Genomic DNA, 24,336 nt, shown 5'->3' on the forward strand with positions numbered 1-24,336 from the left:
CATGATTGAAATGAGAACGGAGACAAGAAAATGGCTTTAACAGCTGGTATTGTTGGTTTGCCTAACGTTGGGAAATCAACGCTTTTTAATGCAATTACTAAGGCAGGGGCAGAAGCGGCTAACTATCCTTTTGCCACTATTGACCCTAATGTCGGTATGGTTGAAGTGCCGGACGAGCGCTTGGAAAAATTGACCCAATTGATCAAGCCTAAGAAGACGGTACCAACGACTTTTGAATTTACCGATATTGCTGGTATCGTTAAGGGGGCTTCCAAGGGTGAAGGTCTGGGAAATAAATTTTTGGCCAATATCCGTGAGGTAGATGCTATCGTCCATGTGGTTCGGGCCTTTGATGATGAAAATGTTATGCGCGAGCAAGGGCGTGAAGATGCCTTTGTAGACCCTCTGGCTGATATTGACACCATCAATCTGGAATTGATTCTGGCTGATTTGGAGTCGGTCAATAAGCGCTATGCCCGTGTGGAAAAAGTAGCTCGGACCCAAAAAGATAAGGACTCTGTCGCTGAGTTTAATGTTCTGCAGAAGATTAAACCAGTCTTAGAAGATGGAAAATCTGCTCGGACGATTGATTTTAGCGAAGAGGAAGATAAGATTGTTAAGAGCCTCTTTCTTTTGAGCACTAAGCCTGTTCTCTATGTGGCCAATGTTAATGAGGAACAGGTAGCTAATCCAGATTCTATTGACTACGTCAAACAGATTCGTGATTTTGCAGTAACTGAAAATGCTGAAGTCGTAGTTATTTCAGCGCGGGCCGAGGAAGAAATTTCTGAATTGGATGACGAGGATAAGGGGGAATTTCTTGAAGCCATGGGACTTACAGAGTCAGGTGTAGATAAGCTGACACGCGCAGCTTACCACCTGCTGGGCTTGGGCACCTACTTCACTGCTGGTGAAAAGGAAGTGCGGGCCTGGACCTTTAAACGCGGCATTAAGGCTCCTCAAGCTGCTGGAATCATTCACTCGGACTTTGAGCGCGGCTTTATCCGAGCGGTGACAATGTCCTACGATGACTTAGTAACCTACGGCTCAGAAAAAGCCGTCAAGGAAGCCGGTCGCCTGCGTGAAGAAGGTAAGGACTATGTGGTCCAAGATGGGGATATTATGGAGTTCCGCTTCAACGTTTAAGCAAAAAATAATAGTAACCAAAGGCTGGAACCTTATTCCAGTCCTTTTGGTCTTTCTAAAATAGGAAGTAGAAAATGACAAAATTGATTGTTGGTCTGGGAAATCCAGGCGTTAAATATGATAAAACCAAGCATAATATCGGCTTTATGACCATCGATGAGATCACTAAGAATCTGGATGTGACCTTTACCGAGGATAAAAATTTTAAGGCCTTGGTCGGTTCAACCTTTCTTAATGGTGAAAAGGTCTATTTTGTTAAGCCTCTGACCTTTATGAATGAGAGCGGGCAGTCTGTCCAGGCTCTTTTGACTTACTTTAATATTGCTACTGAAGACCTGCTGGTTATCTACGATGACCTGGATATGGCGGTTGGGAAAATTCGTTTTCGACAAAAGGGTTCGGCTGGTGGTCACAATGGCATCAAGTCCATCATCAAGCATATTGGCAATCAGGAATTTGACCGGATTAAGGTGGGTATCGGTCGACCTAAGCCTGGTACCACGGTGGTCCACCATGTCCTGTCTACCTTTGGTCAGGATGATTATACGACCATTTTAGCCTCTCTGGAACGAGTGGCGGCTGCCGTTCACTTTTATTTAGATACTGGCGATTTTGAACAGACTATGCGAAAATACAATGGGTAAGACACTTTTACATCTTTTTAATCAAAATAAACACCTGCAAGAATGGCAGGATAAGACGACTTTGCTGGGGCGGCAATTGGTCATGGGTCTCAGTGGAGCCAGCAAGAGCTTGGCTATTGCTGGAAACTTTTTGGCTAATCAAGGTAAGCTAGTTATTCTGACAGCAAGTCAAAATGAGGCTGAAAACCTAGCCGGTGACTTAGTTGGACTCTTGGGTGATGACCAAGTCTATCAATTCTTTGCGGATGATATTGTCGGGGCAGAGTTCATCGTTGCTTCTCAAGAAAAATCCCTCTCTCGAGTAGAGAGTCTCAATTTTCTGCTGGATGAGACCAAGTCTGGGGTATTGGTGACCAGTCTCTTGGGGGCTAGGGTTCTCCTGCCCAATCCTAAGGACTATGCCAGCTTTGTATTGTCCTTTACAGTTAGTCAGGATTATGATTTGACCAGTCTGGCTAAGACCTTGACTAGTCTTGGTTATAAGAAGGTTTCTCAGGTTCTCTCTCCAGGGGAATTTAGTCAGCGAGGGGATATTCTTGATATTTACGATGGTAGGACAGACCAAGCCTACCGTTTGGAATTCTTTGGGGATGAGCTTGACGGTTTGCGGATTTTTGACCCTGAGAGTCAAAAGTCGCTGGAAAACTTAGACAGCTTCACACTCAGTCCGGTTGACGAGGCGGTCTTGACACAAGAGAATCGTCGAAAAGCTTTAGCTGAATTGGAGCTGGAGTTGGAGCGTGCCCAGAATGCCCAACTTAAGGACTATCTGGAGGGGCTCTATACGACTCTGGCAGATGGCCACCGCCACCAGGATTTTAAAAAGTTCCTGTCTTACTTTTATGACAAGAGCTACAGTCTCTTGGATTACCTTCCTCAAGGAACACCAGTTTTCTTTGATGATTTTCAAAAATTGACCGACCGCAATGCCAAGTTGAATTTGGAAATAGCCAACTACCTGACTGAAAATCTGCAGCAGGCCAAGGCGGTTTCCAATCAGGTCTATTTTGCGGATATTTTTCAGGATTTGCGAAATTATCAACCGGCCACTTTCTTTTCCAATTTCCACAAGGGATTGGGTAATATTCGCTTCCAGAAGGTCTATAATTTCACCCAGTATGCTATGCAGGAATTTTTCAATCAACTTCCTCTCTTGGTAGATGAAGTCAACCGCTACCTCAAAACGGGTGCTACCGTCATCTTGCAAGCTGACTCGCAGTCTAAGTTAGAAAAATTGCAAGAAGACCTGCGAGAGTACGCTTGCAACCTACCCATAGTCCCTAGTGATGGCATCGTTGAGGGGCAAGCTCAGTTAAGTCAAGCTAGTCTGACCAATGGCTTTTACTTTGCCGACCAGAAATTGGTTCTGATTACGGAAAAAGAAATTTTCCACAAGACCCCTAAAAGGCGGATTCGTCGGCAAAACGTCAGCAATGCTGAGCGACTTAAGGACTACAATGAGTTGCAAAAGGGTGACTATGTGGTTCATAATGTCCATGGTATTGGGCGTTTTCTGGGGATTGAGACCATTGAAATTAAGGGCGTGCATCGGGACTATCTGACGGTTCAGTACCAGAATGGCGACACCATCTCCATCCCCGTTGAGCAGATTGAATTGCTGTCCAAATACACGGCCAGTGATGGCAAAGAGCCAAAAATCAACAAGCTCAACGACGGTCGCTTCCAAAAGGCCAAGCAGAAGGTTTCCAAGCAGGTTGAAGATATTGCCGACGATCTCTTGAAACTCTATGCTGAACGCAGTCAGCTCAAGGGATTTGCCTTCTCAGCTGACGATGACGACCAAAGAGAATTTGAGGAAGACTTTGCCTATGTTGAAACCGATGACCAGCTTCGTTCCATCAAGGAAGTCAAGGCTGATATGGAATCCGACAAGCCTATGGATCGGCTCTTGGTCGGCGATGTCGGCTTTGGCAAGACCGAGGTAGCCATGCGGGGGGCCTTCAAGGCGGTTAATGATAACAAGCAAGTTGCTGTCCTAGTGCCGACGACGGTTCTGGCCCAGCAACACTACAACAATTTCAAGGAACGCTTTGAAAACTATGCTGTCCAAGTTGGCATCCTCAGTCGTTTCCAAACTAAGAAGGAGCAAACGGACACCCTGGCTGCTCTGAGCAAGGGGCAGATTGATATTATTATCGGGACCCACCGCCTGCTCTCTAAGGATGTGGAATTTCTGGATTTGGGGTTGATTGTCATTGATGAGGAACAACGTTTCGGGGTGAAACACAAGGAAAAACTCAAGGAACTCAAGAAAAAATCTGATGTTTTGACCCTGACGGCCACGCCCATCCCCCGAACCTTACACATGTCCATGTTGGGAATTCGGGATTTATCGGTTATCGAAACCCCTCCGACCAATCGTTACCCTGTTCAGACCTATGTTTTGGAAACCAATCCTGGCATGATTCGTGAAGCCATTATTCGGGAAATTGACCGCGGCGGTCAGGCTTTCTATGTTTACAATCGAGTGGAGACCATTGACCGCAAGGCTATGGAATTGCAGGAATTGGTTCCTGAAGCTAATATCGGTGTCGTCCACGGCCAAATGAGTGAAATCCAGCTAGAAAACACCCTCTTTGACTTTTTAGATGGGGTCTATGATGTCTTAGTAGCGACGACCATCATTGAGACAGGAATTGATATGCCTAACGTCAACACCCTCTTTGTTGAAAATGCTGATCAAATGGGCCTTTCAACCCTCTATCAACTACGAGGACGGGTTGGCCGTAGCAACCGGATTGCCTATGCCTACCTCATGTATCAGCCTGATAAGGTTTTGAGTGAGGCCTCCGAGAAAAGACTGGATGCCATCAAGGGCTTTACCGAGCTGGGTTCTGGCTTCAAGATTGCCATGCGCGACCTTTCTATTCGCGGAGCTGGAAATATTCTAGGAGCTTCTCAGAGTGGCTTTATTGATTCAGTTGGTTTCGAGCTTTATTCTCAGATGTTGCAGGAAGCCATTCAGCATAAACAAGGGAAAAGTCAGGCTCGTCAGAAGGGCAATGCAGAAATCAATCTGGGAATTGATGCCTACATTCCTAGTGATTACATCAGCGATGAGCGACAAAAAATCGAAATCTACAAGCGGATTCGGGAGATTTCCTCGCAGGAGGACTACGAAAATCTCCAGTCTGAACTAATTGACCGCTTTGGCGATTATCCAGACCAGTTGGCTTATCTCCTGGAGATTGGCCTGGTCAAGTCTTACCTAGATGCTGTCTTTGTTCAGGTCATTGAGAAAAAAGGATACGAAGTTCTTGTACGTTTTGAAAAGGTCAGTCAGAGCCTATTTTTAACTCAGGATTATTTCGAAGCCCTGTCAGTAACCACTTTCAAGGCTCGAATTGGTGAAGAAGCTGGTAAAATTGAGCTAGTCTTTGACGTTCGACAAAAGAAAAATTATGAAATTTTAGAAGAACTGCAGAAGTTTGGTCAAAAATTTTTAGAAATTAAGAACCGAAAAGCTGGTGAAAAGGCTTAAAGTCCTGCGTTTTTTAGAAATTCATGATAAAATAAGTAAAATTATGAGCACAAAAAATTCTCTCTTGAATTCTGGAGGAAGCATGCGATTAGATAAATATTTAAAGGTCTCTCGAATTATCAAGCGTCGCCCAGTCGCCAAGGAAGTGGCTGATAAGGGACGCATCAAGATTAATGGCGTCCTGGGCAAGTCCTCAACAGACTTGAAACTAAATGACCAAATTGAAATTCGTTTTGGCAATAAACTCTTGACCGTGCGTGTGTTAGAGATGAAAGACAGTACCAAGAAGGAAGATGCCCAAAAGATGTATGAAATTCTTAGTGAAAAAAGGATAAAGGCAGATGAGCAAGAGTGACAAGGTTGTCCAGTTAAATAACGACTATATTAAGGAAACCAATTTAACCAAGCGATACGAAGAAGAGGAAGCCCGTAAGCGTCATCGTTTTATGGGCTGGACCTTAATCTTCGTCATCCTCCTTTTTATCCTGCCGACCTACAACTTAGTCTCTAGTTACCGAGATTTGCAAAGTAAAAAGGCAGAAATTGTCAAACTAAAGGCCAATTATAAGGAGACCAAGTCGCAGACCAGCAAGGAAGAGCAACTAGCTAAACAGCTCAAGGATGACGAATTTGTTGAAAAGTATGCAAGGGCCAAGTATCATTATTCCAACTCAGGTGAAGTGACCTTCATCATTCCTGAGCTGGTTCCCCAATAATTATGGAAAATTTGATTGAGACAATTGAAAAATTTTTAGCCTACTCCGATGAAAAACTGGAGGAGCTCCATCAGAAAAATCAATCCTTAAAAGAGGAGGAGACTCATGAGGATTAAATCAGGCAACGAGACGGTAAAACTCTTTGCCTTTTTGGTTTTACTGCAAATTTTTCTAATTGCCTTTCCCATGGCCAAGGCCAGTCGGACTAAAAATGAGACCTTGACCCAAAATTTTTCCTACATGTATTTTGCTAAGCTTCCTAAAAATCCCAATGTTTACAAGTCTGTCACGACCTATTCAGATGCGGAGCTTTCTAAAAAGGCCAGTCAACTTCAACCCAATTCTAAAATTGGCCTCAAAAAAATTCTCACGAACAAAAAAGGCACACCAGTTTTCCAGTTGGGAAATGGAACCTATGCCAAGGCCAGTTTTCAAGACTTTTATGACGATAAGGTTTTGACAAAAGAAGCCCTTGAAAAACCAAGAAAATATTGGACTTCTGATAGAGTTGTCGTCTATCAAGATCCTTATGTCTCTGGGGCAAGTCCTAAAAAGTCAAGCTTAGCTATTTATAGTAAAATTCAGATTAGCCAGCAAGCAGAAACCCATCACGGCCGTTATTTTTATGTCAAAGGTCAAGGTTGGTTGGATGAGAAAACCCTGACCCTAAAGGATGTCCGTATTGAGAAGGTTGAGGAAGTCCTCAAAAAGAAATATGCTGATAGCAGTAAATACAGCATTTATGTGAAGCAATTAGACAGTGGCAAGGTGGCCCAAATCAATGCGGATAAGCCTATGTATTCCGCTAGTGTCAGCAAGTTGCCCCTGCTTTACTATGTTCAGGACCAATTGAATAAGGGCAAGATAAAGGCTTCCCAAAGCCTAACCTATAGTTCAGCTGTCAATAGTTTTAAGGATGCCTATAAGACAGAAGGTAGCGGAACACTTAGTAAGACAGCTGACAATAAACCCTACACTATCAGCGATTTAGAGCGTCATGTAACCCAGTATTCTGATAATGTGGCGACTAATATCCTGGGTTACTATGTGGCCCACCAGTATGATAAGGATTTCCAAAAGACCATAAAGTCGGCAATTGGAGAAAAGTGGGATATGAAGGAACGCAAGGTTTCTGCTAAGACCGCTGGAAAAATGATGGAAGCCATCTACAAACAAAATGGGGACATTACCAACTACCTAGCATCAACGGATTATGATAATCAAAGAATTTCCAAAAATATCTCCGTCAAGGTAGCTCATAAGATAGGTGATGCCTACGACTACCGTCATGATGTGGCTATTGTCTATGGAGATACCCCCTTTATCCTTTCCATTTTTACAGAAAATGCCAGCTATGATGACATCACAGCCGTCGCTGATGATGTTTATAGGATATTAAGATGACGATGCAGAAAATTCTAGAGGACATTCAAAAAAAAGCTTATTTTGCTAAGCACGACAAGGTTTTAGTAGCCGTTTCTGCTGGAGTAGATTCCATGAATTTACTCCTTTTCTTGCAGGCACATCAAGAGGACCTAGCTATAGAAATTGGTCTAGCTCATGTCAACCACAAGCAACGTCAGCAGTCAGACCTTGAAGAAACTTATCTGCGAGACTGGGCCGAGGACCATGGTCTCCCCTTTTATTTAGCTCATTTCACAGGTAACTTCTCTGAAAAGAGTGCTAGAGACTTTCGCTATAATTTTTTCAAGAAAGTTATGGAGAAGGAGGGCTATACAACCTTAGTCACAGCCCATCATGCCGATGACCAGACTGAGACCATCTTTATGCGTATCTTACGTGGCAGTCGGCTTAGGCATCTAGCTGGAATTAAGGCGGTCCAAGAATTTGGTCCAGGTCAAATCATTCGTCCTTTTCTAAACATCAGAAAAGAAGAACTCCCAGAGGTTTTCCACTTTGAGGATGCCAGCAATCAAAGTGATGCCTACCTGCGCAATCGCATTCGTCACCACTATCTACCAGAATTGGCCAAGGAAAATCCTAAAATTTCAACAGCCATAAGAGAATTGGGGACAGAAGTCCAAACTCTCTTTGCTGCTCTAGCAGATTTGACGGCTAATTTAGATGGGACAGATCTTCAAGTCTTCCACAAACAAAGTCCGGCCGTCCAAGTTTATTTGCTCCAAGATTATTTGGAAGCCTATCCAGATTTATCGCTAAGTCGGGCTCAATTTGATAGTCTATTGGAAAGTATTCGAAAGGCCAAATCAGGAGATAGTTACCTGAAATCAGGTTATTATTTGCATATTGATAATGAGCGATTTTGGCTGAATAAAATCAGTCCTCAGACGGATAGTCCTGTTCCCACTCAAGTGTTAGAATATGGCAATATCGTCAGTATTGGTCAAAGGAGCTTTGAATTCGGTCAGACAGGTAGCTTAAGCTTGACCAGTCTTGATCCCATCCTCCTTCGTTCTAGAAAGGCTGGTGATGCCATTGATTTTGGAACTTTTCACAAGAAAGTTCGCCGTCTTTTTATCGACCAAAAAATTCCAGCGCAGGAAAGAGCTCAAGCCATTATTGCTGAGCAAAATGGTCAGATAATTTTTGTCCTAGCAGGGGAACACTTATATTTGAGAAAAGCCCCTCAGTGTGTTACAATTAAAGCTAAATTGTGTATAAAAACTAGAAAAAATGGTGATTTATGAGCCTGGATAATGATATTGAAAAAGTTCTTTACTCTGCTGAGGAGATAGTGACAAAGACCCAAGAACTTGGCCAAGAGTTGACTAAGGACTATGAGGGAAAAAATCCCCTTTTGGTTGGCGTTCTGAAGGGTGCTGTCCCTTTTATGGCAGAGTTGATTAAGCATATTGATACCCATATCGAAATCGACTTTATGGTCGTTTCTTCTTATCAGGGTGGTACACAGAGCAGTGGCGAAGTTAAAATTCTGAAAGATGTTGATACCAATATTGAGGGGCGCGATGTCATCTTCGTTGAGGATATTATTGATACTGGTCGTACCCTCTTGTATTTGCGCGATATGTTTAAGTATCGTCAGGCCAAGTCTGTCAAGATTGCAACGCTTTTTAATAAGCCGGAAGGTCGGGTTGTTGATATCGATGCTGACTACGTTTGCTATGACGTTCCCAATGAATTTGTCGTAGGCTTCGGTCTAGATTATGCTGAAAAATATCGCAATCTTCCTTACGTCGGTGTGCTCAAAGAAGAAATTTATAAAACAAGCAATTAGAAAGATATTTGTTAGTCCATGAATAATAAAAATAGAAATGGTCTCGTCAAAAATGGCTATATCTATCTCGTACTAATCGTTGTTGCCGTAACAGCGGCTAACTTCTGGTTGCGGGGAGATTCTGGCCAGACGCACGAAGTTGGTTATTCAACTTTAGTTAAAGAAATTAAGGCTGGAGATGTTAAGTCTGTCACCTATCAACCAAGTGGTAGTGTGGTTAAGGTGACGGGAGACTACGCCAAGGCTAAAAAGACAGCTTCCAATAATTCCAGCTTTAATCTCCTGAATTCAACAAGTACAGAAAAAGTTACCAAGTTTACGTCGGTTATTCTGCCTAGTGACTCTTCAATGGATCAGTTGCAAAAGGCCGCCGATGATTCTGGAACGAAGATAAAGGTTATTCCTGAGAGCTCTAGTGGGACAATTTTGTCCTATGTCTTTAGCCTTTTTGTCCCCTTAGTCATTATGGGGCTACTCTTCTACTTTATGATGAGCCAAGGTGGTGGCGGTGGTGCCCGCGGTGCCATGAGCTTTGGTCGCAACAAGGCCAAGGCAGCCAGCAAGGATGACATCAAGGTTCGCTTCTCAGATGTTGCCGGTGCAGAAGAAGAAAAGCAAGAACTGGTTGAAGTTGTTGACTTCCTGAAAAATCCTAAAAAGTATCGGGCCTTGGGTGCCCGTATTCCGACAGGTGTTCTCCTTGAAGGCCCTCCCGGAACAGGTAAAACCCTTTTAGCCAAGGCTGTTGCTGGTGAAGCCGGCGTTCCCTTCTTTAGCATCTCAGGTTCTGACTTCGTAGAAATGTTTGTGGGTGTTGGTGCTAGTCGGGTTCGCTCCCTCTTTGAAGATGCCAAAAAAGCAGAACGTGCTTTGATTTTCATTGACGAAATCGATGCCGTTGGTCGTCGTCGTGGTGCCGGAATGGGTGGCGGAAATGATGAACGTGAACAAACTCTCAACCAACTCTTAGTTGAAATGGATGGTTTTGAAGGTAATGAAAGCATCATCGTTATTGCAGCAACCAACCGGAGTGATGTTCTTGACCCAGCCCTCCTTCGTCCAGGTCGTTTCGACCGTAAGGTTCTTGTTGGTCGGCCAGATGTCAAGGGACGTGAAGCTATCCTTAAAGTTCACTCCAAGAATAAGCCACTTAAGGACGATGTTGATCTTAAGGTCATTGCCCAACAAACTCCTGGTTTTGTCGGTGCCGACCTTGAAAATGTCTTGAATGAGGCAGCCCTAGTTGCCGCCCGTCGCAATAAGACCAAGATTGATGCTAGCGATATTGACGAAGCAGAAGACCGTGTCATCGCGGGTCCTTCTAAGAAGGATAAGAAAGTTTCGGAAAAGGAAAGGCAAATCGTGGCCTTCCACGAAGCTGGTCATACCATTGTTGGTTTGGTCCTCTCAAGTGCGCGTGATGTCCACAAGGTTACCATCGTCCCACGTGGTCGTGCCGGTGGTTACATGATTTCCCTTCCTAAGGAAGATCAGAACCTTCTGTCTAAGGATGAGCTGAAAGAACAATTAGCAGGTCTCATGGGTGGTCGTGTAGCTGAAGAAATTATCTTCAATGTTCAAACTTCAGGAGCTTCCAACGACTTTGAACAGGCAACAGCTCTGGCTCGAGCAATGGTAGCTGAGTATGGTATGAGTGACAAACTTGGCCCTGTTCAGTATGAAGGTAACCATGCCATGAACCCTGGTCAGATGCCTGGCGATAAGTCCTACTCAAGTCAAACAGCTGTCCTGATTGACGAAGAAGTGCGTCAACTCTTGAACGAAGCCCGTAACAAGGCTGCTGATGTGATTAATTCTAACCGTGAAACCCACAAATTGATTGCAGAAGCCCTACTCAAATATGAAACCTTGGATGCTGCTCAAATCAAGTCTATCTACGAAACAGGTAAGATGCCTGAGGAAGACTTGGAAGACTCAGAAAAAGAAAATCATGCCCTCTCTTACGATGAAGTAAAAGAAAAGATGTCTGAATCTGAAAACAGCTCCGATAATGCATAAGAAAAAGGGAGTTCATCCCTTTTTTCTTATGGCTTCAAATCAGCTTTCTGAAAAAACTCTAGAAAGCATTAGTTGATGGTCATACTTCTTTCTCCGACTAGATAGCGAATAAGAGGAAATTGCTATAATTTTCTTCTTACACTCTTCGAAAATCAAAATTTTCCGTTGTTAACTCACCTTGCCGTACTTCAGTACTGTCTTCGGTTCGTTGCCTCGGCTAATTTCGATTTTCATTGAGTATTACCAGCCGGGAATTTTTCCCCACTTAGCTTTTTAAGGTGGAAATCCATGTCATTTCATTTGTATATTTATTCTTTAATTTAGAGTTCGAAAGTATTTACAATCAATTACCCCTATGATAAACTTGAAAATATAAAAATCAAGGAGAGATAAGTGAATATTTTTCGAAAAAAAGATCCACGTCAGACTAAGACAGAAATGGCTCGCAACTTGCGAGCCATTGATTTAGTTTTTCTCGGCTTGGGATCCATGGTTGGAACTGGTATCTTCACGATTACTGGGACTGGTGCGGCAAAGTATGGTGGTCCAGGTTTGGTGATTTCCATTGTCATTGCTGCCATTGCCGTTGGCATTTCAGCCCTCTTTTACGCAGAATTTGCCTCACGCCTGCCGGCTAATGGTGGTGCCTATAGCTATGTCTATGCCACCTTGGGAGAATTTCCAGCTTGGTTAGTTGGCTGGATGATTATTTTGGAATTTCTGACAGCTATTTCTAGTGTTGCCTCAGGCTGGGGAGCCTATTTAAAAGGTTTATTGGCAAATAGTTTTCATTTTACCTTGCCTACTGCCCTAAATGGAACCTTTAATCCTAGCAAGGGTAACTATATTGATCTCTTACCTGTATTGGTTATGCTGGCTGTGACCGCTTTGGTCTTGATGAATTCAAAGTCCGTATTGCGTTTTAATAGCCTTCTAGTTATTCTGAAATTTTCAGCCCTAGCCCTATTTGTGATTGCTGGTCTCTTCTTTATCGATACTAACAATTGGTCTAACTTTATGCCTTTTGGATTTGGTCAATTGTATGGTGGAAAAACCGGAATCATGGCTGGTGCCTCGATTATGTTTTTCGCCTTTCTGGGCTTTGAGTCCCTATCAATGGCTGTTGATGAAACCAAGGAACCCCATAAGACTGTTCCTAGAGGAATCAGTTTATCATTGATTATGGTGACAATTGTTTACATCTTAGTTACCCTTGTTTTAACAGGCATTGTTCATTATTCGAAGTTGGGTGTAGATGATGCTGTGGCATTTACCCTGCGTCATGTGGGTCTAAATTGGGCTGCCAATTATGTTTCGACAGTAGCCATCCTAACCTTGATAACGGTTTGTATTTCGATGACCTACGCCCTGTCACGAACCGTCTACAGTATCAGTCGTGATGGCCTTTTACCAAAATCAATGAGTCATATTTCGGAAAAATCCAAGATTCCAGACTATGCAACCTTGGTTGTTGGGATATTTGCGATTATTTTTACAGGAATTATCCCCTTGGCAACTTTGGCTGAATTCGTTAATATCTGTACCTTGGCTTATTTGATTGTCCTTGCCCTAGCGCTGATTAAACTACGACGGGATAAAGGAAAACCCGAAAAGGATCAGTTTAAAACCCCTTTGGTTCCAGTTCTACCGGTTACTTCAATTATTATCTGTCTTTCCCTAATGAGCCAATTTATGACCATTACTTGGATTGCCTTTGGAGTAGCGCTTGCTATCGGTATCCTAATCTATATCCTTTATGGCTATAAAAATTCAACGATTGACAGCAAGTAGCGAGGCACTGAAAGTTTAATTTTTAAATCAAAAAGACGAACGAAATTGCTATTTCTGACCTTCGGAATTCAGTTTTGTTCGTCCTTTTTTTGTTAGAAACAAGCTTTTTCCTTAGCCCGATAAAAAGATGCTAATATTAGTCTCCACTAAGATTTTCTCCAAGTTTCAAAAAATAAAAAAATCCCGACAAACCTATTGACAAGGGTGAAGGTGTTTGCTAGAATAAAGAAGCTGTCCTCGAGAGGGGACGAAAGACCTTTGAGAACTGAATAGCGAAGCAACCAAGACGTGCGGGTTAAGGAATTAACCTGTCAAGAAAAGCCATAAATCTGTCAGAGACGGATTGAGTAAAGATTAAATGAGAGTTTGATCCTGGCTCAGGACGAACGCTGGCGGCGTGCCTAATACATGCAAGTGGAACGCATTGATATCACCGGAGCTTGCTCCACTGATATTAATGAGTCGCGAACGGGTGAGTAACGCGTAGGTAACCTGCCTGATAGCGGGGGATAACTATTGGAAACGATAGCTAATACCGCATGAGAGTGTTTAACACATGTTAGAGACTTAAAAGATACCATTGTATCACTATCAGATGGACCTGCGTTGTATTAGCTAGTTGGTAGGGTAGCGGCCTACCAAGGCACCGATACATAGCCGACCTGAGAGGGTGATCGGCCACACTGGGACTGAGACACGGCCCAGACTCCTACGGGAGGCAGCAGTAGGGAATCTTCGGCAATGGACGAAAGTCTGACCGAGCAACGCCGCGTGAGTGAAGAAGGTTTTCGGATCGTAAAGCTCTGTTGTAGCGGAAGAACGCGTGTAAGAGTGGAAAGTTTACACAGTGACGGTACGCTACCAGAAAGGGACGGCTAACTACGTGCCAGCAGCCGCGGTAATACGTAGGTCCCGAGCGTTGTCCGGATTTATTGGGCGTAAAGGGAGCGCAGGCGGTTTAGTAAGTCTGAAGTTAAAGGCATTGGCTCAACCAATGTATGCTTTGGAAACTGTTAGACTTGAGTGCAGAAGGGGAGAGTGGAATTCCATGTGTAGCGGTGAAATGCGTAGATATATGGAGGAACACCGGTGGCGAAAGCGGCTCTCTGGTCTGTCACTGACGCTGAGGCTCGAAAGCGTGGGTAGCGAACAGGATTAGATACCCTGGTAGTCCACGCCGTAAACGATGAGTGCTAGGTGTTAGGTCCTTTCCGGGACTTAGTGCCGCAGCTAACGCAATAAGCACTCCGCCTGGGGAGTACGACCGCAAGGTTGAAACTCAAAGGAATTGACGGGGGCCCGCACAAGCGGTGGAGCATGTGGTTTAATTCGAAGCAACGCGAAGAACCTTACCAGGTCTTGACATCCCGATGCCCGCTCTAGAGATAGAGTTTTTCTTCGGAACATCGGAGACAGGTGGTGCATGGTTGTCGTCAGCTCGTGTCGTGAGATGTTGGGTTAAGTCCCGCAACGAGCGCAACCCTTATTGTTAGTTGCCATCATTGAGTTGGGCACTCTAGCGAGACTGCCGGTAATAAACCGGAGGAAGGTGGGGATGACGTCAAATCATCATGCCCCTTATGACCTGGGCTACACACGTGCTACAATGGTTGGTACAACGAGTCGCAAGCCGGTGACGGCAAGCTAATCTCTGAAAGCCAATCTCAGTTCGGATTGTAGGCTGCAACTCGCCTACATGAAGTCGGAATCGCTAGTAATCGCGGATCAGCACGCCGCGGTGAATACGTTCCCGGGCCTTGTACACACCGCCCGTCACACCACGAGAGTTTGTAACACCCAAAGTCGGTGAGGTAACCTTATAGGAGCCAGCCGCCTAAGGTGGGACAGATGATTGGGGTGAAGTCGTAACAAGGTAGCCGTATCGGAAGGTGCGGCTGGATCACCTCCTTTCTAAGGATAAACTAAGTAACAGAGGGCGCTAAAAAGCGACTTGATTTTAGGGACTGACCAAGAAATCCTGATTTCTTAGGGCAGTCATCTAAATCACAAGCTTTTAGCCCGAGTACAATTTAGCCAAAGTGGTTAATAGAAGTACCTGAAGCTTAGTACCGGAAGCACGTTTTGGGGACGCTATTTAGTTTTCAGAGGTTTTGTGGGGCCTTAGCTCAGCTGGGAGAGCGCCTGCTTTGCACGCAGGAGGTCAGCGGTTCGATCCCGCTAGGCTCCATTAGGATACGGAGGACGATTCGCTTTAGCGAAAACTTCTGTAGAAAAATAGGAAACTGACGCCAGTGTCCTTAAGGACACGAGGAAGTTTCTCTTTTTTCCTAAGAAGTTAGTCCGGAGTTCAACTATTCTCAAAGAGCAGTGACCCCTTATCCTAAGAGGCAACGAAGTTGCCAATTGTTCATTGAAAATTGAATATCTATCAAATAGTAACAAGAAAATAAACCGAAACGCTGTTATATTTTAAAGAGACCAAAGAGAAATAAGGTTAAGTTAATAAGGGCGCACGGTGGATGCCTTGGCACTAGGAGCCGAAGAAGGACGTGACGAACGACGAAATGCTTTGGGGAGCTGTAAGTAAGCTGTGATCCAGAGATGTCCGAATGGGGGAACCCGACAACTAATGGTTGTCATCCATGACTGTTAAGGTCATGAGAAGGAAGACGCAGTGAACTGAAACATCTAAGTAGCTGCAGGAAGAGAAAGCAAAAGCGATTGCCTTAGTAGCGGCGAGCGAAGAGGCAGGAGGGCAAACCGAAGTGTTTACACTTCGGGGTTGTAGGACTGCGCAGTGGACGTATAGATTATAGAAGAATGTTCTGGGAAGGACAGCCAAAGAGAGTAAGAGCCTCGTATTCGAAATAGTCTATATACCTAGCAGGATCCTGAGTACGGCGAGACACGAGGAATCTCGTCGGAAGCTGGGAGGCCCATCTCCCAACCCTAAATACTCCCTAGTGACCGATAGTGAACCAGTACCGTGAGGGAAAGGTGAAAAGCACCCCGGAAGGGGAGTGAAAAAGAACCTGAAACCGTGTGCCTACAAGAAGTTCGAGCCCGTTAATGGGTGAGAGCGTGCCTTTTGTAGAATGAACCGGCGAGTTACGTTAATGTGCGAGGTTAAGTTGAAGAGACGGAGCCGTAGGGAAACCGAGTCTGAATAGGGCGGAATAGTACATTGACGTAGACCCGAAACCATGTGACCTACCCATGAGCAGGGTGAAGGTGAGGTAAGACTCACTGGAGGCCCGCACCAGAGTACGTTGAAAAGTGCTTGGATGACTTGTGGGTAGCGGAGAAATTCCAAACGAACTTGGAGATAGCTGGTTCTCTCCGAAATAGCTTTAGGGCTAGCGTCGACATTTAGATTATTGGAGGTAGAGCACTGTTTGGGTAAGGGGTCCATCCCGGATTACCAAACTCAGATAAACTCCGAATGCCAAGTAATCATGGTCGGCAGTCAGACTGCGAGTGCTAAGATCCGTAGTCGAAAGGGAAACAGCCCAGACCACCAGCTAAGGTCCCCAAATAATTGTTAAGTGGAAAAGGATGTGGGGTTGCACAGACAACTAGGATGTTAGCTTAGAAGCAGCTATTCATTCAAAGAGTGCGTAATAGCTCACTAGTCGAGTGACCCTGCGCCGAAAATGTACCGGGGCTAAAACAATTTACCGAAGCTGTGGATCCTTTAGGGGATGGTAGGAGAGCGTTCTATGTACGCAGAAGGTATACCGTGAGGAGTGCTGGAGTGCATAGAAGTGAGAATGCCGGTATGAGTAGCGCAAGACAGGTGAGAATCCTGTCCACCGTAAGACTAAGGTTTCCAGGGGAAGGCTCGTCCGCCCTGGGTTAGTCGGGACCTAAGGAGAGACCGACAGGTGTATCCGATGGGCAACAGGTTGATAGTCCTGTACTAGAGTATAGAGTGAAGGAGGGACGCAGAAGGCTAACTCAACCAGACGAATGGAAGTGTCTGGCCAAGCAGTGAGGCGTGGTATGAGTCAAATGCTTATACCTGTAACGCCAGGCTGTGAAGGGGAGCGAAGTTTAGTAGCGAAGTGAGTGATGTCACGCTGCCAAGAAAAGCTTCTAGCGTTAATCTATACTCTACCCGTACCGCAAACCGACACAGGTAGTCGAGGCGAGTAGCCTCAGGTGAGCGAGAGAACTCTCGTTAAGGAACTCGGCAAAATGGCCCCGTAACTTCGGGAGAAGGGGCGCTGACTTTCAGTCAGCCGCAGTGAATAGGCCCAAGCAACTGTTTATCAAAAACACAGCTCTCTGCGAAATCGTAAGATGACGTATAGGGGGTGACGCCTGCCCGGTGCTGGAAGGTTAAGAGGAGTGCTTAGCGGTAACGCGAAGGTATGAATTGAAGCCCCAGTAAACGGCGGCCGTAACTATAACGGTCCTAAGGTAGCGAAATTCCTTGTCGGGTAAGTTCCGACCCGCACGAAAGGCGTAATGATTTGGGCACTGTCTCAACGAGAGACTCGGTGAAATTTTAGTACCTGTGAAGATGCAGGTTACCCGCGACAGGACGGAAAGACCCCATGGAGCTTTACTGCAGTTTGATATTGAGTATCTGTACCACATGTACAGGATAGGTAGGAGCCATTGAGTTCGGGACGCTAGTTTCGAATGAGGCGCTGTTGGGATACTACCCTTGTGTTATGGCTACTCTAACCCACTAGGCTAAACGTCTAGGGAGACAGTGTCTGACGGGCAGTTTGACTGGGGCGGTCGCCTCCTAAAAGGTAACGGAGGCGCCCAAAGGTTCCCTCAGATTGGTTGGAAATCAATCGCAGAGTGTAAAGGTATAAGGGAGCTTGACTGCGAGAGCTACAACTCGAGCAGGGACGAAAGTCGGGCTTAGTGATCCGGTGGTACCGCATGGAAGGGCCATCGCTCAACGGATAAAAGCTACCCTGGGGATAACAGGCTTATCTCCCCCAAGAGTTCACATCGACGGGGAGGTTTGGCACCTCGATGTCGGCTCGTCGCATCCTGGGGCTGTAGTCGGTCCCAAGGGTTGGGCTGTTCGCCCATTAAAGCGGCACGCGAGCTGGGTTCAGAACGTCGTGAGACAGTTCGGTCCCTATCCGTCGCGGGCGAAGGAAATTTGAGAGGAACTGCTCCTAGTACGAGAGGACCAGAGTGGACTTACCGCTGGTGTACCAGTTGTCCTGCCAAGGGCATCGCTGGGTAGCTATGTAGGGAAGGGATAAACGCTGAAAGCATCTAAGTGTGAAGCCCCCCTCGAGATGAGATTTCCCATAACGTTAAGTTAGTAAGAGCCCTGAGAGAAGATCAGGTAGATAGGTTAGGAGTGGAAGTGTGGTGACACATGGAGCGGACTAATACTAATCGCTCGAGGACTTATCCAAGATAAGTTACGAGAGGCACCAAATAAGAAAGCAACAGAAAATTAGGAAGGTGCCGACGTACAATTCATAAGTAAGGTTTCAAAAGTCATTGACAGGTTTTGGTGAGACTTGGTACAATAGATAGGTATTCAATTTTGAGTGAGTACACTCAAGGAGTTAAGTGACGCTAGCCTAGGAGATACACCTGTAACCATGCCGAACACAGCAGTTAAGCCCTAGAACGCCTGAAGTAGTTGGGGGTTGCCCCCTGCTAGATATGGAAGTCGCTTAGCACATAGGGAGTTTAGCTCAGCTAAGGGGAACGTAAGTTCGCCTTTGTCGAAGCTGGTGAAGCCAGTGCACGACAGGGACCCAGTGAGCAAACTCCGAGTTATGGGAGTTTAGCTCAGCTGGGAGAGCATCTGCCTTACAAGCAGAGGGTCAGCGGTTCGAACCCGTTAACTCCCATGATTAGGTAGGAATACTTAATAGGTCCCGTGGTGTAGCGGTTATCACGTCGCCCTGTCACGGCGAAGATCGCGGGTTCAATTCCCGTCGGGACCGTTAGAAGAGGAGACTCGTTAGCTCAGTTGGTAGAGCATTTGACTTTTAATCAAAGGGTCACTGGTTCGAGCCCAGTACGGGTCATAGATGCGGGTTTGGCGGAATTGGCAGACGCACCAGATTTAGGATCTGGCGCTTAACGGCGTGGGGGTTCAAGTCCCTTAACCCGCATAGGAAGAAGATAGGCCGGCTTAGCTCAGTTGGTAGAGCATCTGATTTGTAATCAGAGGGTCGCGTGTTCAAGTCATGTAGCCGGCATTTGCGAACGTAGTTCAGTGGTAGAACATCACCTTGCCAAGGTGGGGGTCGCGGGTTCGAATCCCGTCGTTCGCTTTGAGGATTGCCGGGGTGGCGGAACTGGCAGACGCACAGGACTTAAAATCCTGCGAAGGGTAACCTTCGTACCGGTTCGATTCCGGTCCTCGGCATAATAGAATAGGCACCCTTGGCTCAACTGGATAGAGTACCTGACTACGAATCAGGCGGTTAGAGGTTCGAATCCTCTAGGGTGCATATACGGGAAGTAGCTCAGCTTGGTAGAGTACTTGGTTTGGGACCAAGGGGTCGCAGGTTCGAATCCTGTCTTCCCGATTTTTGGCGGTGTAGCTCAGCTGGCTAGAGCGTCCGGTTCATACCCGGGAGGTCGGGGGTTCGATCCCCTTCGCCGCTATTGATAATATGGATGACTTTGGACCTTTAGCTCAACTGGTTAGAGCACTCGGCTCATAACCGAGCGGTCGTAGGTTCGAGTCCTACAAGGTCCATATTGTTTACTTCTAATAATTGGAGGATTACCCAAGTCCGGCTGAAGGGAACGGTCTTGAAAACCGTCAGGTGTGTAAAAGCACGCGTGGGTTCGAATCCCACATCCTCCTTTAAGACTAACGCGGGATGGAGCAGTTAGGTAGCTCGTCGGGCTCATAACCCGAAGGTCGTAGGTTCAAATCCTGCTCCCGCAATACCTATAAAGAGGTTCTTGGCTCGGTAGCTCAGTTGGTAGAGCAATGGATTGAAGCTCCATGTGTCGGCGGTTCGATTCCGTCTCGCGCCATTTCTAATAATTAGCGGGTGTAGTTTAGTGGTAAAACTACAGCCTTCCAAGCTGTTGTCGCGAGTTCGATTCTCGTCACCCGCTTTATAATGAAAATTATAAACCAAACAAGAGTTTGGGCGCATAGCTCAGCTGGTTAGAGCGCACGCCTGATAAGCGTGAGGTCGGTGGTTCGAGTCCACTTGTGCCCATTAACAACAAGGTCCGTTGGTCAAGGGGTTAAGACACCGCCTTTTCACGGCGGTAACACGGGTTCGAATCCCGTACGGACTATTGTTGGAGAATTACTCAAGAGGCTGAAGAGGACGGTTTGCTAAATCGTTAGGTCGGGAAACCGGCGCGGGGGTTCGAATCCCCCATTCTCCGTATTAGTGAAGTAACGAGTTATCGAAAGATATCTCGTTTTGTTTATCTTAAAAAAGAGGTCCCTTATGAAAAAAATTAGATTTTCCCGTGTACTTACCCTAACTGTGACAAGTCTTTTAATTTTTTTAGTACTTCTTTTTTTTATCTTTCGAAATAATAGTCTGGTTCGGACCATAACAACACCAATTAGCGGACTTACCTCAAAGGTTGATGGTATCTTTTCTTATCCATTCCAATTTGTAGAAACAGCTAAAAATGACCTAGTTGATTTGTACGAGACTTATAGCGAGAATGAGAGTTTAAAGAAGAACCTAGCTAAAATGCGTGACCAGTCTTCTGATTTGAATACGCTAAAAGAGGAAAATTCAAGTTTGTCCAAGGCTTTAGAAATTGAGCAGACTTTTTCAAACTATAAAACAATCACCAGTAAGGTGACCGTTCGTTCCACCCTATCTTGGTATGAAAGTCTTTCACTTAATGTAGGCGAAAATGACGGTGCGACCGCTAGCATGTTGGCTGTCTCTGACGGAGGCTTGGTTGGAAGGGTTTCTGATTTATCCAAGTCCAATGCGACCATAAAATTGGTTTCCAACTCAGAAGGGACTTACGAGATTCCTGTTAAAATCGCGGGTTATTCTGGGGATGTCTACGGCATTTTGACGGGCTACAATGCTAAAAAGAATCTTCTTGTCATTGAAGAGTTGAATGCTGATAAGGAGCTGAAGAAGGATGATAGTGTCGTAACCAGTGGTTTAGATGGAAAGAGTATCGCTGGTATCAGTGTTGGGAGGGTTTCCTCGGTCAATGATGCTAAGGAACTGGGAAAACGCAAGGTTTATGTGACTCCGACAGCAGACCTGGATAATATCAGTTATGTAACCTTGATTGGAAGTTAAAATGAAGTTGTTAAGAAACAAATTATTTATTACACTTTTGGGCTTTGTTGTCCTTTTGATTGATGGTCAACTGTCAGATTTACTAACGACTCTAACAGGGCGGAATCTTTTTCTACAGGTTCACCTTCTTTTGATCTTCTCCTTTTTACTTCTCAGATTTTTAGACACAGACTTCTTCACTTATCTCTTGGCCCTTATTCTAGGGCTGATATATGATAGCTACTATCTGAATTTTATTGGAATTGCCTTCTTTATGCTTCCTCTCTTTGTCTATTTAATTAAACGGGGGAGAAGATTCTTTGTCACGCCAATCAGAAGTTTTCTAAGCTTTTTTGTCTTACTCTTTGTCTACGAGGTTGGCGCCTATGGTTTAGCCTATTTATTCTATTTAACAACCTATAATCCTCTTTCTTTTGTGACTTATCAGTTGGTAATTACCTTACTGTTCAATACAGTTTTATTTATTATCTTAGATAAAATAGTGCATAAAATCGGCTCTAAATAATCACACAACTGTAACAATTACGTAACACTAAGACGGATGCTTTCTGATATAATATAAAGGTCTTATCAATATGGGAGTAGTTTAATTAACATGAAAAAACGTATTTTATCAACAGTATTGCTTAGTGGTGTTGCTCTTGCAGCGACGACTACTGTAAAAGCCGACGATTATGATACAGCAATTGCTAACCAAGATTCTGTTATCAGTAATTTGTCTGCCCAATCACAAGCAGCGCAAGCTCAATCAGCAATTATTCAAAACCAATCAGCTGTACTTGCGGGACAAAGTGCTGACCTTGAAGCACAAAATACTCAACTTCAAGCTCAATCAAATACTCTTGCAGGTGAAATTCAAGAGTTGTCAGCTAAGATTGTTGCTCGAAATGCTTCTATCCAAGCTCAAGCTCAAAACGCACAGAAGAATAACACAGCAACTAGCTACATCAATACGATTTTGAATTCAAAATCAATTTCTGATGCAATTAGCCGTATTGTTGCCGTACACGAAGTTGTTTCAGCCAGCCAAAGTCAATTGGCTCAACAACAAGCAGACCAAGCAGCTCTTGAAGCAAAACAAGCAGAAAATCAAGCAGCAATGGATCAAGTAGCAGCTAACCAAGTAGCTATTCAAGCTAACCAATCTGCTCTTGCTCAACAACAAGCAGCTATTGATTCTGCTCAACAAGCAATTTCAGCTGAAATTGCAACTGCACAAGCCAATAAGCAAGCTCTTGTTATGGCTAAGTCTACTGCAGAGGCTCAGGCAGCAAGTGCAGCAGCATCTGCTTCAGCAGCAAGTTCTGAATCTGAAGCTGTAGCGGCTTCTCAAGCAGCTGCACAATCAGAAGCGGCAAGTCAACAAGATCAACAGCCTGCTGATAATCAATCAGCTTCAGCTGAAACATCTGCTTCAGAAGCTGCGAGTGATGCACCAACTACTGAAACTTCAGAAGCACCTGCACAGGACCAAAACCAAGATCAAGGTCAACAGCAAGATGCTCAACCAGCACCTGCGGCTGATAATTCAAGTGATAACCAAGAATCACAACCAGCTCCAGCTCCAGCTGCAGCAGCACCAGTTGACAACACAAACACTTATCCAGCTGGACAATGTACTTGGGGTGTTAAATCATTGGCATCTTGGGTTGGTAACTACTGGGGTAATGCAAACCAATGGGGTTCTAGCGCAGTAGCTGCTGGTCACACAACTGGTTCAACTCCACAAGTTGGTTCGGTTGTTGTTTGGCCAAATGATGGTGGTGGCTACGGTCACGTTGCCTATGTAACATCTGTAAATGGTTCTACTGTTACTGTTAATGAAGCTAATTATGCTGGTAACCAATCAATTGGTGACTATCGTGGAAGCTTTGATATTAACGCTTCAGGTGAACACTACTTCATCTATCAATAATGAAATAATTCTATTGGAGAGGTCCTTAGGTCCTCTCTTTTTTCTTTTCTATTTTGCATTGAAAATGAGAATGAAAAACGTTAAAATAATAGAGGATAAAATCTATGGAGGAAATCATGTCGTTTAATAATTTGAAGCTCTTTGCCCTCTCTTCTAATCAAGAGTTAGCTAAAAAAGTGGCAGATTCTATCGGAATCCCTCTGGGAAAGTCAACCATTCGGCAGTTTTCTGATGGTGAGATTCAAGTCAATATTGAGGAGTCCATTCGTGGTCACCAGGTCTTTATTCTTCAATCGACCAGTTCTCCCGTTAACAACAATTTGATGGAAATCCTCATCATGGTTGATGCCCTAAAGCGGGCTAGTGCGGAGACGGTTAGTGTGGTCATGCCTTATTATGGTTATGCCCGGCAAGACCGCAAGGCTCGTTCTAGGGAGCCTATCACCTCAAAGTTGGTGGCTAATATGTTAGAAGTTGCTGGTGTTGATCGTCTCTTGACTGTTGATTTGCATGCAGCTCAGATTCAGGGCTTCTTTGACATTCCTGTTGATCATCTGATGGGGGCTCCTCTGATTGCCGATTACTTTATTCGTCATGGCTTTGTCGGTAAGGATGTTGTCGTTGTCAGTCCTGACCACGGTGGCGTTACTCGTGCTCGTAAATTAGCGCAATGCCTCAAGACTCCAATTGCCATTATCGATAAGCGTCGGAGTGTTGATAAGATGAATACCAGCGAAGTGATGAATATCATCGGGGATGTAAAAGGAAAGACCTGTATTCTCATTGATGACATGATTGACACAGCTGGAACTATCTGCCATGCAGCTGATGCACTGGCTGATGCAGGAGCGACAGAAGTTTATGCCTCTTGTACCCACCCTGTTCTTTCGGGGCCTGCTCTTGATAATATTGACAAGTCTGCCATCAAGAAGTTAGTCGTTTTGGATACCATTTATCTGCCGGAAGAGCGCTTGATTGATAAGATTGAGCAAATCTCAATTGCCGACTTGATTGGTGAGGCTATTATTCGGATTCACGAAAAACGACCACTTTCTCCGCTATTTGAAATTGAAATGGCTAAATAAGCACTAGGATTCTTGGATAGGGTCCTTTCTTTGTTTTCCCACTTAGCTGGAATTTTTTAAGATTTCCTGTATAATAAAGGTACTATTTGAT

The 24,336-nt window shown here is 44.8% G+C and carries 15 protein-coding genes, 19 tRNA genes and 3 rRNA genes; all 37 read left to right on the forward strand.

Translation table 11 applies throughout. The annotated features are described in order from the left end of the window. Positions 1–30 precede the first annotated feature (30 nt). A complete protein-coding gene (ychF, locus tag DYE66_RS01815; RefSeq protein WP_002999592.1) occupies positions 31–1,146 on the forward strand; it encodes a redox-regulated ATPase YchF in 1,116 nt (371 codons plus the stop codon). Between the two features lie 74 nt (positions 1,147–1,220). Continuing rightward, complete coding sequence (gene pth / locus DYE66_RS01820; RefSeq protein WP_002999472.1) at positions 1,221–1,790, forward strand: aminoacyl-tRNA hydrolase; 570 nt, start codon at positions 1,221–1,223, stop codon at positions 1,788–1,790. Then, positions 1,783–5,292 (forward strand): transcription-repair coupling factor, encoded by a 3,510-nt coding sequence (mfd, locus tag DYE66_RS01825; protein WP_115324833.1) that lies wholly within the window; start codon positions 1,783–1,785, stop codon positions 5,290–5,292. Before pth ends, mfd begins: the two co-directional genes overlap by 8 nt. Before the next feature lie 82 nt (positions 5,293–5,374). Then, on the forward strand, positions 5,375–5,647 hold the full coding sequence (locus tag DYE66_RS01830; protein WP_002999532.1) for an RNA-binding S4 domain-containing protein: 273 nt from the start codon (positions 5,375–5,377) through the stop codon (positions 5,645–5,647). After that, positions 5,634–6,008, forward strand: coding sequence for an FtsB family cell division protein (locus tag DYE66_RS01835; RefSeq protein WP_002999731.1), 375 nt, complete (start codon positions 5,634–5,636; stop codon positions 6,006–6,008). The genes DYE66_RS01830 and DYE66_RS01835 overlap by 14 nt, the downstream gene beginning before the upstream one ends. Positions 6,009–6,010: 2 nt before the next feature. After that, on the forward strand, positions 6,011–6,124 hold the full coding sequence (locus DYE66_RS01840; RefSeq protein WP_002999558.1) for an SP_0009 family protein: 114 nt from the start codon (positions 6,011–6,013) through the stop codon (positions 6,122–6,124). Next, positions 6,114–7,412 carry a serine hydrolase gene (locus tag DYE66_RS01845; protein ID WP_002999536.1) on the forward strand — a complete coding sequence of 433 codons (1,299 nt, stop codon included), beginning with the start codon at positions 6,114–6,116 and terminating at the stop codon, positions 7,410–7,412. Before DYE66_RS01840 ends, DYE66_RS01845 begins: the two co-directional genes overlap by 11 nt. After that, positions 7,409–8,677, forward strand: coding sequence for a tRNA lysidine(34) synthetase TilS (gene tilS / locus DYE66_RS01850; RefSeq protein WP_044123915.1), 1,269 nt, complete (start codon positions 7,409–7,411; stop codon positions 8,675–8,677). The genes DYE66_RS01845 and tilS overlap by 4 nt, the downstream gene beginning before the upstream one ends. Beyond that, the gene (hpt, locus tag DYE66_RS01855) at positions 8,674–9,225 is read left to right on the forward strand and encodes a hypoxanthine phosphoribosyltransferase (protein ID WP_002999633.1); all 552 of its coding nucleotides are present in this window, start codon (positions 8,674–8,676) and stop codon (positions 9,223–9,225) included. The genes tilS and hpt overlap by 4 nt, the downstream gene beginning before the upstream one ends. Before the next feature lie 18 nt (positions 9,226–9,243). After that, the gene (gene ftsH / locus DYE66_RS01860) at positions 9,244–11,244 is read left to right on the forward strand and encodes an ATP-dependent zinc metalloprotease FtsH (protein WP_002999512.1); all 2,001 of its coding nucleotides are present in this window, start codon (positions 9,244–9,246) and stop codon (positions 11,242–11,244) included. Positions 11,245–11,637: 393 nt separating this feature from the next. After that, entirely contained in the window at positions 11,638–13,035 is a 1,398-nt protein-coding gene (locus DYE66_RS01865) for an amino acid permease (protein WP_002999671.1), read from the forward strand. A gap of 354 nt (positions 13,036–13,389) precedes the next feature. After that, positions 13,390–14,946 (forward strand): 16S ribosomal RNA (locus DYE66_RS01870). 204 nt (positions 14,947–15,150) lie between these two features. Continuing rightward, positions 15,151–15,223 (forward strand) — tRNA-Ala (locus tag DYE66_RS01875). A gap of 265 nt (positions 15,224–15,488) precedes the next feature. Further along, a 23S ribosomal RNA gene (locus tag DYE66_RS01880) occupies positions 15,489–18,389 on the forward strand. Positions 18,390–18,545: 156 nt separating this feature from the next. After that, positions 18,546–18,661 (forward strand): 5S ribosomal RNA (gene rrf, locus DYE66_RS01885). The 16S, 23S and 5S rRNA genes sit together here with 19 tRNA genes alongside, the layout of an rRNA operon. A 102-nt stretch (positions 18,662–18,763) precedes the next feature. Beyond that, positions 18,764–18,836: transfer RNA gene (locus DYE66_RS01890), tRNA-Val, on the forward strand. A gap of 23 nt (positions 18,837–18,859) precedes the next feature. Further along, a tRNA-Asp gene (locus DYE66_RS01895) sits at positions 18,860–18,932 on the forward strand. An 11-nt stretch (positions 18,933–18,943) separates the two neighbouring features. Beyond that, positions 18,944–19,016, forward strand: a tRNA-Lys gene (locus DYE66_RS01900). A 5-nt stretch (positions 19,017–19,021) separates the two neighbouring features. Next, positions 19,022–19,103: transfer RNA gene (locus DYE66_RS01905), tRNA-Leu, on the forward strand. A gap of 14 nt (positions 19,104–19,117) precedes the next feature. Beyond that, positions 19,118–19,190 (forward strand) — tRNA-Thr (locus tag DYE66_RS01910). A 3-nt stretch (positions 19,191–19,193) separates the two neighbouring features. Further along, a tRNA-Gly gene (locus DYE66_RS01915) sits at positions 19,194–19,265 on the forward strand. A gap of 9 nt (positions 19,266–19,274) precedes the next feature. After that, positions 19,275–19,360, forward strand: a tRNA-Leu gene (locus tag DYE66_RS01920). 11 nt (positions 19,361–19,371) lie between these two features. Next, a tRNA-Arg gene (locus DYE66_RS01925) sits at positions 19,372–19,445 on the forward strand. A 4-nt stretch (positions 19,446–19,449) separates the two neighbouring features. Further along, positions 19,450–19,523 (forward strand) — tRNA-Pro (locus tag DYE66_RS01930). A 5-nt stretch (positions 19,524–19,528) separates the two neighbouring features. Beyond that, positions 19,529–19,602: transfer RNA gene (locus DYE66_RS01935), tRNA-Met, on the forward strand. 20 nt (positions 19,603–19,622) lie between these two features. After that, a tRNA-Ile gene (locus tag DYE66_RS01940) sits at positions 19,623–19,696 on the forward strand. Positions 19,697–19,717: 21 nt separating this feature from the next. Further along, positions 19,718–19,807: transfer RNA gene (locus tag DYE66_RS01945), tRNA-Ser, on the forward strand. Positions 19,808–19,817: 10 nt separating this feature from the next. After that, a tRNA-Met gene (locus tag DYE66_RS01950) sits at positions 19,818–19,891 on the forward strand. 19 nt (positions 19,892–19,910) lie between these two features. Next, positions 19,911–19,983, forward strand: a tRNA-Phe gene (locus tag DYE66_RS01955). A 13-nt stretch (positions 19,984–19,996) separates the two neighbouring features. After that, positions 19,997–20,067: transfer RNA gene (locus DYE66_RS01960), tRNA-Gly, on the forward strand. Positions 20,068–20,100: 33 nt separating this feature from the next. Continuing rightward, positions 20,101–20,174 (forward strand) — tRNA-Ile (locus DYE66_RS01965). A 10-nt stretch (positions 20,175–20,184) separates the two neighbouring features. Next, positions 20,185–20,256 (forward strand) — tRNA-Glu (locus tag DYE66_RS01970). 5 nt (positions 20,257–20,261) lie between these two features. Further along, positions 20,262–20,349 (forward strand) — tRNA-Ser (locus DYE66_RS01975). A gap of 65 nt (positions 20,350–20,414) precedes the next feature. Next, positions 20,415–21,245 carry a rod shape-determining protein MreC gene (gene mreC, locus DYE66_RS01980; RefSeq protein ID WP_115324835.1) on the forward strand — a complete coding sequence of 277 codons (831 nt, stop codon included), beginning with the start codon at positions 20,415–20,417 and terminating at the stop codon, positions 21,243–21,245. 1 nt (position 21,246) lies between these two features. After that, on the forward strand, positions 21,247–21,750 hold the full coding sequence (mreD, locus tag DYE66_RS01985; protein WP_002996347.1) for a rod shape-determining protein MreD: 504 nt from the start codon (positions 21,247–21,249) through the stop codon (positions 21,748–21,750). Positions 21,751–21,840: 90 nt separating this feature from the next. Then, on the forward strand, positions 21,841–23,160 hold the full coding sequence (locus tag DYE66_RS01990) for a CHAP domain-containing protein (RefSeq protein WP_002996291.1): 1,320 nt from the start codon (positions 21,841–21,843) through the stop codon (positions 23,158–23,160). Between the two features lie 116 nt (positions 23,161–23,276). After that, positions 23,277–24,245, forward strand: a complete 969-nt coding sequence (locus DYE66_RS01995; RefSeq protein WP_044123683.1) for a ribose-phosphate diphosphokinase — start codon at positions 23,277–23,279, stop codon at positions 24,243–24,245. The last annotated feature ends 91 nt before the right edge of the window (positions 24,246–24,336 follow it).

The sequence above is a fragment of the Streptococcus downei MFe28 genome (assembly GCF_900459175.1).
GTDB classification, from domain to species: Bacteria; Bacillota; Bacilli; order Lactobacillales; family Streptococcaceae; genus Streptococcus; species Streptococcus downei.